Genomic DNA, 13,491 nt, shown 5'->3' with positions numbered 1-13,491 from the left:
CAACCGGTTCAGCCTGCAACGGGCCGGATTTGAGGTCAGAACCGGTGCCGGGAAGCGCTTTCGTGAGTATTCCGAATATCATTACCTTGGGCCGCATCATGCTGGTCCCGATCATCGTCTGGGCCATCGTGTCGAGCCAAATGGAGGTGGCGTTCGCCGTCTTCCTGATCGCCGGCATCAGCGATGCCGTGGACGGCTTTTTGGCCAAGCGCTTCAACATGACGAGCGAGCTCGGCGCCCTGCTCGATCCGCTCGCCGACAAGGCGCTGCTGGTCTCGATCTACATGGCGCTCGGCATCTGGGGTGCGATCCCGCGCTGGATCGTGATCCTGGTGGTCTCGCGCGACATCATGATTGTCGCCGCCGTGATCGTGTCCTGGTTGTTCGACCGGCCGGTCGAGATGAAGCCGTCGAAAGTGTCCAAGCTCAACACGGTGGCACAAGTGGCATTCGCAGCTTTGGTGCTGGCGGCGCTTGCCTTCGGCTTCAAGCCCGCGCCTTATGATATCATCCTGATGGGTCTCGTCACGGTCTTCACGCTCTCCTCCGTGTCGCTCTATCTCGTCGAGTGGCTGCGGCACATGAGCACGATCGAGGCCAAATGAGCGAGGAAGCAGCCCAGCAAAAGGCCAAGTCCCGCACCATCAAGTCGAATCTCTACAAGCGGGCCGGCGCGCCGGCATGGAGCAGAGCAAGCGTGGCAGGCCGCGTTCATCCCCGACAATTGGCGTTTGCGCTTCCGCATGCGGAGAGCCTCAGCCGGGACAACTTCCTCGAAGGCCCCGCCAATGCGGCCGGTCTAGGCCTCATCGACGGCTGGCCGGAATGGCCGAACCGGATCATGTGGCTGGCGGGCCCGGAAGGAAGCGGCAAGAGCCATCTCGCCGCGATCTGGGCCGAGGAAGCCGGCGCCCGCTCGACCACCGCCAATGCGCTGACCGCGATGGACGTGCCCGGTGCGCTCGCCACCGGCGCGCTGGTGGTCGAGGATCTCAAGGCTGGGGACTTCGACGAGCGTGCCCTGTTTCACCTGATGAACCTCGCCCGCGAGGACGGCGCCTACGTCCTGTTCACCGGCCGCGAGGCGCCGGCCGCGCTTCCGATCGAGCTTCGCGACCTGCGCTCGCGCCTGCGGGCCGTTCCGGCGGTCACGCTGCTGCCTCCAGACGACCAGCTGTTCCGCGGCCTCATCGTCAAGTTCTGCGCCGACCGCCAGCTCAATGTGGACGAGAGCGTGGTCGGCTACCTCGCGACGCGCCTGGAGCGGTCCTCGGCCGCCGCCCGGCGGGCCGTCGAGCTGCTCGACAGCGAAGCCCTGCGGCTCGGCCGTCCCGTCACCCGGGCGCTGGCCGCCGAGCTGCTCCGGGACGCCTGACAGGCTCGCAGGCCTCCCCGAAGTCCGCTTGACGCGGCGCAGGGGCGGAACATCAATGTCATCGAAACGTCATGGCTCTAACACATGCTCCCGCCGATTTTTGCGCTTGAGTCGCAATTGGGGTGAACTGGATGGACCGACTTCTGATGGACTCTGCGCAAGCTGTTGAAACGAAAGAGAAAGCCCCGGAAACCGAGAGCCTTCCGGCGATCGCGTCCAGTCCCGAGCGGTTCATCAATCGCGAGCTGTCCTGGCTGCATTTCAATCGCCGCGTCCTGGAGGAATCAGTCAATCCCAGCCACCCCGTGCTGGAGCGGGTGCGATTCCTGTCGATTTCGGCCAATAACCTCGACGAGTTCTTCATGGTTCGCGTCGCCGGCATCAAGGCCCAAGTCCGCGAGGGCATCGCCGAGCGCAGCCCCGACGGCCTGACGCCGTCCGAACAGCTCGCGCTGATCAACCGCACCGTCTCCCAGCTCGCCTCCGACCAGCAGGCGATCTGGCGCGACCTGCGCGCCACGTTGGCCGAGGTCGGCATCGTGCTGGTCGACGGCAAGGACGTCACAAAGGCGGAACGAACCTGGATCGAGGACTACTTCCTCCACAACGTGTTCCCTCTCCTGACCCCGCTGGCGATCGATCCGGCCCACCCCTTCCCGTTCATTCCGAGCCTCGGCTTCACCATCGCGCTGCAGCTCACGCGCGCCGCCGACGGCAAGCAGATGAACGCGCTGATCCGCATGCCCGGCAAGATCGACCGCTTCATCCGCCTGCCGGCGGATGGCACGGTGCGCCTGATCTCGCTGGAGCAGGCCACCGCCCTGTTCATCAACCGCCTGTTCCCCGGCTACAATCTGCACGGCCAAGGCGCCTTCCGGATCATCCGCGACTCCGAGCTCGAAATCGAGGAGGAGGCCGAAGATCTCGTCCGCCTGTTCGAGACCGCACTGAAGCGCCGCCGCCGCGGATCGGTGATCCGGCTCGAGATCGACGCCAAGATGCCGGAGCAGCTGCGCAGCTTCGTGCAGCACGCGCTCTCCGCCGCCGACGACGAGATCTTCCTGGTCGACGGCGTGCAGGCGATGAACGAGCTCTCGCAGCTCACCCGCCTCGACCGGCCCGACCTCGAATTCACCCCTTACGTGCCGCGCCACCCCGAACGCGTGCGCGAGCATGGCGGCGACATCTTCGCCGCGATCCGGCAGAAGGACCTGATCGTCCACCATCCCTACGAATCGTTCGACGTGGTGGTGCAATTCCTGCAGCAGGCCACGCGCGACCCCGACGTCGTTGCGATCAAGCAGACGCTCTACCGCACCTCCAACAATTCACCGATCGTGCGCGCGCTGGCCGAAGCGGCCGAAGCCGGCAAATCAGTCACCGCGCTGATCGAGCTGAAAGCGCGGTTCGACGAAGAAGCCAACATCCGCTGGGCACGCGATCTCGAACGCGCCGGCGTGCAGGTCGTCTACGGCTTCCTCGAATTGAAGACGCACGCGAAGCTCTCGATGGTGGTGCGCCGCGAGGGCGGCAGCCTGACGACCTACGTCCATACCGGCACCGGCAATTATCACCCGGTCACCGCGCGCATCTACACCGATCTCTCCTACTTCACCTCGGACCCGACGATCGGCCGCGATGCCGCGCGCGTGTTCAATTTCATCACCGGCTATGCCGCGCCGAGCGATCTGGAAAAGATGGCGGTGTCGCCGCTGACCTTGCGCAAGCGCATCATCGAGCACATCCAGGGCGAGACCGCACATGCGCGGCATGGCCGTCCCGGCGCGGTCTGGATGAAGATGAACGCGCTGGTCGATCCTGATATCATCGACGCGCTCTACGAGGCCTCGCAGGCCGGTGTCCAGGTCGAGCTCGTGGTGCGCGGCATCTGCTGCCTCAGGCCCGGCATTCCCGGTCTGTCGGAGAACATCCGCGTCAAGTCGATCATCGGCCGCTTCCTGGAACATGGCCGAATCTACTGCTTCGGCATGGGCCAGGGACTGCCGAGCGCGAAAGCGGCTGTGTATATCTCGTCCGCCGACATGATGCCGCGCAACCTTGACCGCCGCGTCGAGGTGCTGTGTCCGCTGCAAAATCCGACGGTGCATCAGCAGGTTCTCGAACAGATCATGGTCGCGAACCTGAAGGACAATGAGCAGAGCTGGCAGTTGTTGCCGGATGGGTCTTCAACGCGTATGAAGACCGCGAAGGGCGAGGAGCCTTTCAACGTCCACAACTACTTCATGACGAATCCGAGTCTGTCTGGCCGTGGAAAGTCGCTCAAGGAATCCTCGCCGCGTCGTCTCACGCGCCGGAACGAACGTCATCAATCCTGATCGGGGGTTTGCGACGTGAAGCGGCCGCGCAAGCGCGGCTCGAGCGTCGCGGTTATCGACATAGGCTCCAACTCGGTCCGCCTCGTCGTCTACGAGGCGCTGGCGCGCAGCCTGATCCCGATCTTCAACGAGAAGACGCTGTGCGGCCTCGGGCGCGAGGTGCAGAGCACGGGCCTGCTCGCGCCCGACGCCATCGACAAGGCGCTGAGCTCGCTGAAACGGTTTCGCGCGCTGTGCCGGGTGATGAAGGTCGGACGCGTGTTCGCGATCGCGACCGCCGCATGCCGCGACGCCTCCAACGGCCCCGATTTCATCGCCAGGGCCGAGCGGATCTGCGCGGTGAAGATCGAGATCCTGTCGGGCTCGCGCGAAGCACGACTGTCCGCGCTCGGCGTGATCTCCGGCATCCACCATCCAGACGGCATCGTCGGCGACCTCGGCGGCGGCTCGCTCGAGCTGATCGACGTGCGCAGGAACGCCGTACGCAGCGGCGTGACGCTGCCGCTCGGCGGCCTCGCACTGCAGGACCTCGCCCACAAATCGCTCAAGCGCGCCGACCGCATCGTGCGCGAGGAGATCGACGGGGTCCAGTTACTCACTGCCGGCCGCGGTCGCACCTTCTATGCCGTCGGCGGCACCTGGCGCGCGCTCGCGCGCATCCACATCATCCAGAGCGGCTATCCGCTCCAGGTGATGCACGGCTATTCCATTCCGGCTGCCGAGGCGCTCGACTTCTCGCGCCGCCTGCGGCGCCTCGCCGCCGCCGACATGCTTGCCGACATCGAGATCGTCGCCGATGCGCGGCGCCCTCTCCTCACCTATGCGGCGCTGGTGCTCGAGCACATCATCCGCGTCGCGAAGCCAAAGAACATCGTGTTCTCCACCTTCGGCGTGCGCGAGGGCCTGCTGCACGAGAAGCTGCCCGAGACCGAACGCAACAAGGACGGGCTGATCTGCGCGGCGGAGGAGCTGAACCAGCTGCTGTCGCGTTCGGCCAGGCACGCGCGCGAGCTGATTGCCTGGACCGACCGCTTGGTGCGCGTCGTCAAGCTGCGCGAGACGGAAGTGGACCGCCGCCTCCGCCACACCGCGTGCCTGCTCTCCGACATCGGCTGGCGCGTGCATCCCGATCATCGCGGCGAGCAGACGCTCAGCCTCGTCGTCAACGGCAATTTCGGCGCGATCACCCACACCGAACGCGCCTTCGTCGGCCTGTCGGTGTTCTATCGCTATGCCGGCCTCAGCGAGGAAAACCAGCCGCCGGTCACCACGCAGGAGCTGCTGACGCCGGCCCAGCTCGAACGCGCGCGCCTCCTGGGCGCTGCGTTCCGCGTTGCGCATCTGATCTCGGCCGCACGTCCCGGCGTCCTGCCAGCCACGCATTTCCGCAGCCAGGGCCGCAAATTGATGCTGGTGTTCGAGCACCGGCTCGGCGACCTCGTCGCCGACCGCGTCGGCAGCCGCTTCCGTCAGCTCGCCCGCCTGGTTGGCCGCGCCGGTTCAATCGTCAGGCGCTGACCTCTCAGCCGGGCCTCATCCTCCCGGGCCGTCTCTTGAGCCACATCATCGCGCCGCTGACGAAGAGGACTAGCGGTGCGAAGCCGGCCGCGAACACCAGTAGGCGTCCTGCGAATCCGAACGTCGCGCCATTGTGGAGCCAGAGCTGCTCGGCCAGATAGCGATCCCCCATCGACATGGTGCCCGGCGTGCGGTCGTGCACCACAGCGCCGCTCCACGGATCGAGCCAGATCGCTCCACGCGACCGCACCGCGGGATCAGCTCCATCAGGACGGAATTGCACCCGCCAGGTGTTGCGCGTTGCGGTCGGCGGATTGAGCATGGCGACCGTCGCACCGGGCTTGACCTCTTGCGCGCGTCGCATGATCGCGTCAGGTGAGAGCACCGGCGTCCCTGCCGGAGGCGGCATTTCGACTCGCGGCGAGCGATCAGGCGTCGGCTGCGACACGAGGCCGACGATGGGCCGCACCAGGTCGGGAAAAACGATGCCGACGCCGGTGATCGAGATCAACAAGAGCACGGCCAGCGCCCAAAAGCCTGCCGCACCGTGAAGGTCCAGAACAAATCGAAGCAGCGAGACGTTCTTGCGCACCGAGATCGATCGCCAAAATCGCCCCGGCTTCGGCCACCAAAGGAAGAGACCCGAGACCGCCAAGCCGAGCAGCACGAACCCGGCCACGCCGACCAGTTCCTTGCCCCAGAACTCGTAGAGCAGCAGCGTGAAATGGAGACGGTAAACCTTGAGCGCGAACGCGTTGGCGTAGTCACGCTGCCCGAGCACCTTGCCGTTGGAAGGATCGACCATAGTCGTCCACCGGTTCGGGTAGCTGCCTGGCGTGGTCTCGTGCGAATGGATCACGATCCAGACCGGCCAGGTCCGGTCTGGCGCCAGGATCGTCGCGATCGGCGCGGGATCCGCTGCCGCGGCGGCGTGCATCACCTCCGCTAACGTGACGCTCTGCTCCGGACCGGCGGGCGCATAGAGCGCCGGATTCAGGGCGACATCGATCTCCCGGTAGAAGACGATGAAGCTTCCAGTCAGGCCGATCAGCACCACGACGATGCCGCCGATCAATCCGAACCAACGGTGCACCCACAGCAGCGCGCGCTGCACGCGTCCGGGCATCATCCTGGATCGGGCGGGCGCCGAGCCGCCTCGACGTGGCGCCCTGATTGTTTGGTCCATTCAGAGCACCCGTCGTCTGCGCCTGATCCAGCTCCGCAGCCGGCCCGAGGAGGCCAAAGCTCAGAAGTCGGTCGACATCGACAAGAGCAGGGTTCGGGGCGAGCCTTGCGCTAGCGCAGAGAAGCTCGCGACGCCAGCCCAGTAGTTGGTGTCGAACACATTCTGGACCAGGGCCCGAACCGTCACTGGCCGGTTGTTGATGCGCGTGGTGTAGCGCGCGCCCAGATCGAGCCTCGTCCAGGCCGGAACAACCTGCGTGTTTGCCCCATTCAGATATTGGTGCCCGGTATAGATGGTGTTGGCGACCAATGTCAGCCCTGGTGCGAACGGGGTGTCCCATTCGGCGGACAGATTGGCCTGCACCTCGGGCACTCCGATCGGCGTCTTGCCGAAATTGGCCAGCGTGCTCGTCTTCGTCAGCTCCGCATCGATCAATGTCACGCCGCCAAGAACGCGAATGCCCGGCTGCACTTCTCCAAACACGGTGAATTCCACGCCGCGATTGCGCTGCTCCTGATCAGCCCGGAAGACGTTGCCGGCACCCGTCTGCCCCGACGGCTTGGTGATCTCGAACAGGCTGATCGTGGTCGCGAGCGTGCCGAAATCGACCTTGACGCCTGCTTCCTTCTGCTTGCTCAAATACGGCGCAAGGACCTCGCCCTGATTTGCGGCCGTCGTCGGCGCGGTGTCGCCCTTGCTGAGCCCTTCGATATAGTTGGCGTAGAGCGAAACGTTGCTCCAGGGCTTGACGACCACGCCGACCATCGGTGTGAACGCCGTCTGGTCATAGGCCGAGCTCACGGCGCCCGTGGTGGTGTTGTAGTTGTTCGACCTAACGCCCTGCTGCCTCACGCCGACCGTCAGCTGAAGCCGCTCCTGGAGAACCGACATGGTGTCCGCCAGCGCAATGCCGGTCAGCTCGGTGTCCGACAGCCGCGGCACGGTCGCGGGAGCCGCAACGAACTGCTGGGGACGGGCGATCGGCGCATAGATGTTGGACGACACTGCCGTGCCGTTCACCGAGCCCCGCGAGATCTCATCCCCGTAGTAGCTCCCCTGCAAGCTCACGGCATGACTGATCGCGCCAGTCTCGATCCGGGCCCGCACGCCGACGTCGGCCACGTTCCTGTCGATGTCGAACTTGAACCGTCCCGGGGTCGACGTGGTGTTGCCGGCCGCATTCAGGATCGTTGGCGTCCCGAACAGACGGTCGACCTGGGTCCTGCCGCCTCCGACATCTGCAAACACCGTCACGGCGTCAGTCACATCGTACTCGGCGCGCGCCAGAAGCGAATTGTCGTGAACCTTGGCGAATTCCCAGGCCTGGGTGACATTGCGCCGTCCGACCGGCGCGGTCGGAACGGCCACGCCGGTTGCGACCAGGAACGGTCTCGTCGGCGCGTCGAACTTTTCCTCCTGCTCGATGAAATCGAGCGAGGCCCTGAACTTCTCGCCGCGATAGTCGAAGGCTGCAGAGCCGACATGCGCCTCCCGCGTCTGGTTGTCCAACGGCGTATCGCCGTTGTGATAGCTGCCATTGACGCGAATACCGAATTCGCGATTTTCACCGAACCGCCGGCTCACGTCGAGATGTGTGCCGAGCTGGGTGTTCGACGCGTAGTCGGTCGTGACGCGCGTGAGATCGATGTCCCCGGCACGCTTCGGCACGATGTTGATGGTGCCGCCGACACTACTGTTCGGCGCCATGCCGTAGAGCAGCGCCGTCGGGCCCTTGATGATCTCGATGCGTTCGACGTAATCGGTGAACACGCGGTAGTTCGGTGCAACGCCGTAGACGCCGTTGAAGGCGATTTCTCCGACATTGCCCTCCCCGATCGGAAAACCGCGGATGAAGAAAGAATCGAAAATGCCGCCGGGTTGGCTCCCCAAGCGGACTGAGGGATCGTTGGTGACGACATCGGCGACGGTGACGGCCTGTTGATCTTCGATCTTCTTCGCCGTGTAGCTTGTGATGTTGAAGGGCGTATCCATGAAATCCTTGTTGCCGAGCAAACCGACCTGGCCTCCACGTGCCACCTGCCCGCCTGCGTAAGTCCGCGGCAGTGCACCGGGCCTCGCAGCCGTCGGGGTCGCTTCCGCCTGCAATTTAGCCCGCTCGTTCGCGGGCGCGCCGCGGCCCGCCCTCCTGACTGGATTGGCTCGTGAACGCGCGCGCGGCTTCGGCGCGTCTGCGGTGACGGTCACCGCCGGCAACGTGCTTCCCCCCGCGGCCTGGGGCGCAGCGCTCTGCGCGCTGCTGGCGTGCAGGACGCCGTCGCTGCACAAGGCAATGGAGACCACGGAAACCGCGAGGGCTCTCGGGCTGGCGCACGTCAGAAGCGTCTTGATGCGAGCGGCAAGAACGGCAACAGGACGACAAAACACTTTCGACGACATCGCACCTTCCGATTTCATGAACATGAACGTCGGGGTGAGGTGCCGTGGGAACCCTCGTCGAGTCAACGAAAGCACCCTTGAATCTTAGTAGTTTATAATAAGACAAGGTCTAAATCGCGTGAGGGTTGCGAACGACCACTCTCCACGCAACGCCCGCGCGCACGCGCGCGCGACGCGAGCTTTCGCGAAGCGTGATGCGCGCCGGTCATACGAATGCAATGATGGGAGGACTCGGCCGAACCCGTGGCCGGTGATCGCTCGCGTCCTGCCAACGCGGGAAGCGGCCTCAGTGATGTGGACGCCTCTCATCGCTGGAGGGGCGGCCGCACCGATCAGCGCTTCAACGTCACTCCGTGGAGGCCTTGGCGTGCCGTTCGGAGGATTCGAGGGCAGCCGCGGTGAGACTGCGCCGGCGCCAGATGGTGCCGACCACCAGCACGACGACGACTCCGATCACAGCACAGAAATACTCGCCGCCGGCCCCGTCATGACCGAATTGCGGCGGGATGCGCGAGACCCCGAGCATGGCGTCGAGCGAGGCGCCGAACGGCCCCTCGAACAGCGCGTGCAGCCGCGGCGTGACCCCGGGATCGGTCGCCATCACCTCGCCCGCGATCCAGCCGAGCAGCGCCGCACCGGCCCAGACCAGCACCGGGAGCTTTGTGAGCAGTGCCATGATCAGCGCGGCGCCGGCGACGATCAGCGGCACGCTGATGGTAAGGCCGAGGATCAGCAGCGGCACGCTGCCATTGGCCGCGGCAGCGACAGCAATGACGTTATCGAGACTCATGACGATGTCGGCCACCACGACGATCTGGATGGCGTGCCACAGATGCGCGGCAGCGTCGACGTCGTTCTCGTCCTCGTTCTCCGGCACCAGGAGCTTTGCCGCGATCACGATCAGCGCAAGGCCGCCGAGCAGCTTGAGGTACGGCAGCTCCATCAGGGTAGCGACGACGCCGGTGAAGATGATCCGGAGCATCACCGCTGCGCCGGCGCCGAAGATCATGCCCCAGAGCCGATGCCGCGGCGACAGACCGCGGCACGCGAGCGCAATCACCAGCGCGTTGTCGCCGGAGAGCAGGATGTTGATCCAGATGATCTTGCCGACCGCGATCCAGAAAGTCGGTGCGGCCATCTCGTTGCGGAACTGGGTAAAGAAGGTCCCGATCGTAGCGGGATCGAAGATCTGCCAGAGCCAGTCCACAATGAGTCCCTTCGCCGGTCGCCTCTAGTCTGCCGACTGGATCAGCCGACGATCTCGTTACCCGAGAAGAACTGCGCGATCTCGATCGCGGCGGTCTCCGGCGCATCCGAACCGTGCACCGAGTTCTCGCCGATCGACTTGGCGTAGAGCTTGCGCACGGTGCCCTCGGCAGCCTTGGACGGATCGGTCGCGCCCATCACCTCGCGGTACTTGGCGATCGCGCCCTCGCCTTCCAGGACCTGAACCACGACCGGGCCGGAGGTCATGAATTCGACGAGCTCGCCGAAGAAGGGGCGCGCCTTGTGGACGGCATAGAAGGTCTCGGCCTGCTCCTTGGTCATGCGGATGCGCTTCTGCGCGACGATGCGCAGGCCCGCCTTCTCGATCACGGCGTTGACTGCGCCGGTCAAATTACGCTCGGTCGCGTCGGGCTTGATGATCGAGAAAGTGCGTTCGATGGCCATGATCTTGTCCTTGGGGAGAAAGCGGGGGTTCGGGGTTGCGGGGCTTATATCGGCGCCTTTGCCGGACGGCAAGCGACCGCGGAACAGCCTCATAGGCGGTTTCCGCGAGGGGATGGCTCCCGATCCGCTGGATGACGACAATTTCACCCAGATGAACCCAATCTGAAACCGCTGTCAGGATCCGGTTCAGCTTCCCCGGCGTAAGGTTGGGCCCATCGAAACCGAAGCCTGACCTCAGGCGACCGTTTCGGCGGCCTTTCCATCGGCGCGATAGCCCCGCGCTGGCAGTCTTCAGGAGATAACCATGTTGAGGAAACTTTCGCTTGCCGCTGTCGCCGCAGCCGCGCTGGGAGCTGCGCTGGCGCCGACCTCGGCCTCCGCTCATTGGCAAGGCGGCGGGCATGGCGGTGGCCGGCACCACGGGCACGCGCACCATCACCACGGCCATCACCACGGCCATGGCTGGGGCGGACCGCGCTTCTACGCCGGCGGTCCCGTCTCCTACGGTTATGGCGGCTGCTATGTGCGCCGGCTGGTCCCGACCCCCTGGGGACCCCGCTGGCGGCTGATCAACCGCTGCTACTGAATCCGTCAGCACCTTCCGAAGGCTACCTAAGCCCCCCAGGTACCTTCCAAGAGAAGCCCCGGCGCCCCCCTCGCCGGGGCTTTGCCTTGAGCGTACAAAGCGCCGCTCATACAATTTTTACGAGAATACCCGGCTTTCCCCAAAGCCAGCGAAACCATTTCGCCGGCAATGACTTGGTACCGTGTCTTTACTTCGAGAACACGGAACCTTGCGATGGCTGGGCTTTTTGCCAATGACAGCGAACAGATCGACCGGCGCACCAGCCGCTCGATTTGCGATGCCGTGGGCGAACGGCTGCAGCAGAGCCTCCGGCCCGAGCCGCGCCTTCCGACCCATCTCGAGCAGCTCCTGAACGAGCTGCAGCGGCGCGAGCGCGAGACGCACTAACGCAAAAACGAGTTGCGTTCGCCGCGCCTTGCGGTGACAAGGCCGCATGCTCGCCATCACCGACCTCTCCATCCGCCTCGCCGGACGCCTTTTGATCGACCAGAGTTCCGTGCAGATCACGCCCGGATCGCGCGTCGGCCTGGTCGGACGCAACGGCACCGGCAAGTCGACGCTGTTCAAGGTGATCCGCGGCGAGCTTGCGGCCGAGCACGGCTCGGTGACCCTGCCGCCGCGCTGGCGCATCGGCAGCCTGGCGCAGGAAGCGCCGAACGGTCCCGAAAGCCTGATCGCGGTCGTGCTCAAGGCCGACCTCGAACGCGACGCGCTGCTGACCGAGGCCGAGCACGCGACCGATCCGCACCGCATCGCCGAGATCCAGACCCGCCTCGTCGACATCGACGCGCACTCGGCGCCGAGCCGCGCGGCGGCGATCCTCTCCGGCCTCGGCTTCTCCGCCGCCGATCAGCTCCGCCCCTGCGCCGAGTTCTCCGGCGGCTGGCGCATGCGCGTCGCGCTCGCCGCAACGCTGTTCGCGGCGCCCGACCTTCTGCTGCTCGACGAGCCCACCAACTATCTCGACCTCGAAGGCACGCTGTGGCTGGAGGATCACCTTGCGCATTATCCGCGCACGGTGATCGTGATCAGCCACGACCGCGACCTCCTGGAAAGCTCGGTCGACCAGATCCTGCACCTGGAGCGCGGCAAGCTCACGCTCTACAAGGGCAGCTACTCCTCGTTCGAGGAGCAGCGCGCCGCGCGCGAGCTGCTCGACGCCAAGGCGGTCAAGCGCCAGGAGGCCGAGCGCGCCCGCCTGCAGTCCTTCGTCGCTCGCTTCAAGGCCAAGGCCTCGAAAGCCCGACAGGCACAGTCTCGCGTCAAGATGCTGGAGCGGCTGAAGCCGATCACGGCGCTGGTCACCGAGGACGTGCGCGAGATCAGCTTCCCGGCACCGGAGAAGATCTTGTCGCCACCGATCATCGCCGTCGACAACGCTTCGGTCGGCTACGACCCGGCGAGCCCGGTGCTGGGCCGCGTCACCTTGCGCATCGACAACGACGACCGCATCGCGCTGCTCGGCGCCAACGGCAACGGCAAGTCGACGCTTGTAAAACTGCTCGCCGGACGGCTCGCGCCGTTCTCGGGCAAGGTGACGCGCGCGGACAAGCTGTCGATCGCCTATTTCGCGCAGCACCAGCTCGACGAGCTCAACGAGGACGCCTCCGCCTACGACCACGTCCGCAAGCTGATGGGCGATGCGCCCGAAGCCAAGGTGCGGGCGCGCGCCGGCGCGATCGGCTTCTCCGGCAAGGCGGCCGATACCAAGGCCGGCAAATTGTCAGGAGGCGAGAAGGCGCGCCTTCTCCTGGGCCTTGCGACCTTCTTCGGCCCCAACATGATCATCCTGGACGAGCCGACCAACCATCTCGACATCGACAGCCGCGGCGCGCTTGCAGAAGCGATCAACGAGTTTCCCGGCGCGGTGATCATGGTCTCGCACGATCGCTACCTGATCGAGGCCTGCGCCGATCGGCTGTGGATCGTGGCCGATCGCACCGTGACCAATTACGACGGCGACCTCGACGAGTATCGCCGCCTGGTGCTGTCCACGCGCAACGCGGAAGCCCCGCGCGAGCGCAGTGCGCCGCCTGAGAAGCCGCAGCGGCCGAAAGCGGACAATCGCGGCTCGCTGAAGAAGCGCATCGCCGAAGCCGAGGCCGAGATCGCCCGCGTGAGCGAGATCATCGCCAAGATCGACACGGCGCTGGCCCTGCCCGACATTTTCACGCGCGATCCCAAGCAGGCGGCGCAGCTGTCCAAGGCGCGTGCCAATGCCGCCGACGCGCTGGCACGCGCCGAGGAGCAATGGCTCGAGGCGAGCGCGCAGTTCGACGAGGCGGCGGGCTAACGTCTCCACCGCACTCCAACCAAACGTGCAAAACAACCCCATGCACAGTACCGGCATGATGGCACCGGCGAACTAGCCTTTGAAGGAGTTGCTTTTTGCCCGCTCGGCCGGCAAGCCCAGCGGGGCGCC

Annotated in this window: 11 protein-coding genes; 7 read left to right on the top strand and 4 right to left on the bottom strand. The window is 65.5% G+C overall.

Annotated elements, in window-relative coordinates:
- The first annotated feature begins 62 nt into the window (after window positions 1-62).
- The 4 genes from I6F31_RS19055 (at window position 63) to ppx (ending at window position 5,229) form a co-directional block, all read left to right on the top strand.
- Complete coding sequence (locus I6F31_RS19055; protein WP_025035876.1) at window positions 63-605, top strand: CDP-alcohol phosphatidyltransferase family protein; 543 nt, start codon at window positions 63-65, stop codon at window positions 603-605.
- A gap of 92 nt (window positions 606-697) precedes the next feature.
- Window positions 698-1,375 carry a DnaA/Hda family protein gene (locus I6F31_RS19050; protein WP_057029312.1) on the top strand — a complete coding sequence of 226 codons (678 nt, stop codon included), beginning with the start codon at window positions 698-700 and terminating at the stop codon, window positions 1,373-1,375.
- 146 nt (window positions 1,376-1,521) lie between these two features.
- A complete protein-coding gene (locus I6F31_RS19045; protein ID WP_036000566.1) occupies window positions 1,522-3,711 on the top strand; it encodes an RNA degradosome polyphosphate kinase in 2,190 nt (729 codons plus the stop codon).
- A 15-nt stretch (window positions 3,712-3,726) separates the two neighbouring features.
- Complete coding sequence (ppx, locus tag I6F31_RS19040; protein ID WP_225185937.1) at window positions 3,727-5,229, top strand: exopolyphosphatase; 1,503 nt, start codon at window positions 3,727-3,729, stop codon at window positions 5,227-5,229.
- Window positions 5,230-5,233: 4 nt separating this feature from the next.
- Here ppx and I6F31_RS19035 read toward each other — a convergent pair whose 3' ends face one another.
- The 4 genes from I6F31_RS19035 to ndk all read right to left on the bottom strand — a co-directional run bounded on the left by I6F31_RS19035 (window position 5,234) and on the right by ndk (window position 10,483).
- Window positions 5,234-6,358, bottom strand: a complete 1,125-nt coding sequence (locus I6F31_RS19035) for a PepSY-associated TM helix domain-containing protein (protein ID WP_225146666.1) — start codon at window positions 6,356-6,358, stop codon at window positions 5,234-5,236.
- 117 nt (window positions 6,359-6,475) lie between these two features.
- Entirely contained in the window at window positions 6,476-8,452 is a 1,977-nt protein-coding gene (locus I6F31_RS19030) for a TonB-dependent siderophore receptor (RefSeq protein ID WP_225185936.1), read from the bottom strand.
- A gap of 706 nt (window positions 8,453-9,158) precedes the next feature.
- Window positions 9,159-10,019, bottom strand: a complete 861-nt coding sequence (locus tag I6F31_RS19025) for a TerC family protein (RefSeq protein WP_225185935.1) — start codon at window positions 10,017-10,019, stop codon at window positions 9,159-9,161.
- 41 nt (window positions 10,020-10,060) lie between these two features.
- Window positions 10,061-10,483, bottom strand: coding sequence for a nucleoside-diphosphate kinase (gene ndk, locus I6F31_RS19020; RefSeq protein ID WP_036000620.1), 423 nt, complete (start codon window positions 10,481-10,483; stop codon window positions 10,061-10,063).
- A gap of 304 nt (window positions 10,484-10,787) precedes the next feature.
- Here ndk and I6F31_RS19015 point away from each other — a divergent pair, with 304 nt between their 5' ends.
- The 3 genes from I6F31_RS19015 (at window position 10,788) to I6F31_RS19005 (ending at window position 13,362) form a co-directional block, all read left to right on the top strand.
- Window positions 10,788-11,069 (top strand): sulfur globule protein precursor, encoded by a 282-nt coding sequence (locus I6F31_RS19015; protein WP_225140273.1) that lies wholly within the window; start codon window positions 10,788-10,790, stop codon window positions 11,067-11,069.
- A gap of 213 nt (window positions 11,070-11,282) precedes the next feature.
- Window positions 11,283-11,456, top strand: coding sequence for a hypothetical protein (locus I6F31_RS19010; RefSeq protein WP_167361656.1), 174 nt, complete (start codon window positions 11,283-11,285; stop codon window positions 11,454-11,456).
- Window positions 11,457-11,502: 46 nt separating this feature from the next.
- The gene (locus I6F31_RS19005; protein ID WP_225185934.1) at window positions 11,503-13,362 is read left to right on the top strand and encodes an ABC-F family ATP-binding cassette domain-containing protein; all 1,860 of its coding nucleotides are present in this window, start codon (window positions 11,503-11,505) and stop codon (window positions 13,360-13,362) included.
- Window positions 13,363-13,491: the final 129 nt, after the last annotated feature.

This window comes from Bradyrhizobium sp. NBAIM01 (assembly GCF_020194115.1).
Lineage (GTDB): Bacteria > Pseudomonadota > Alphaproteobacteria > Rhizobiales > Xanthobacteraceae > Bradyrhizobium > Bradyrhizobium yuanmingense.
The sequence above is the reverse complement of the archived record's forward strand: the minus strand, read 5'-3'. Positions and strand labels throughout refer to the sequence as shown.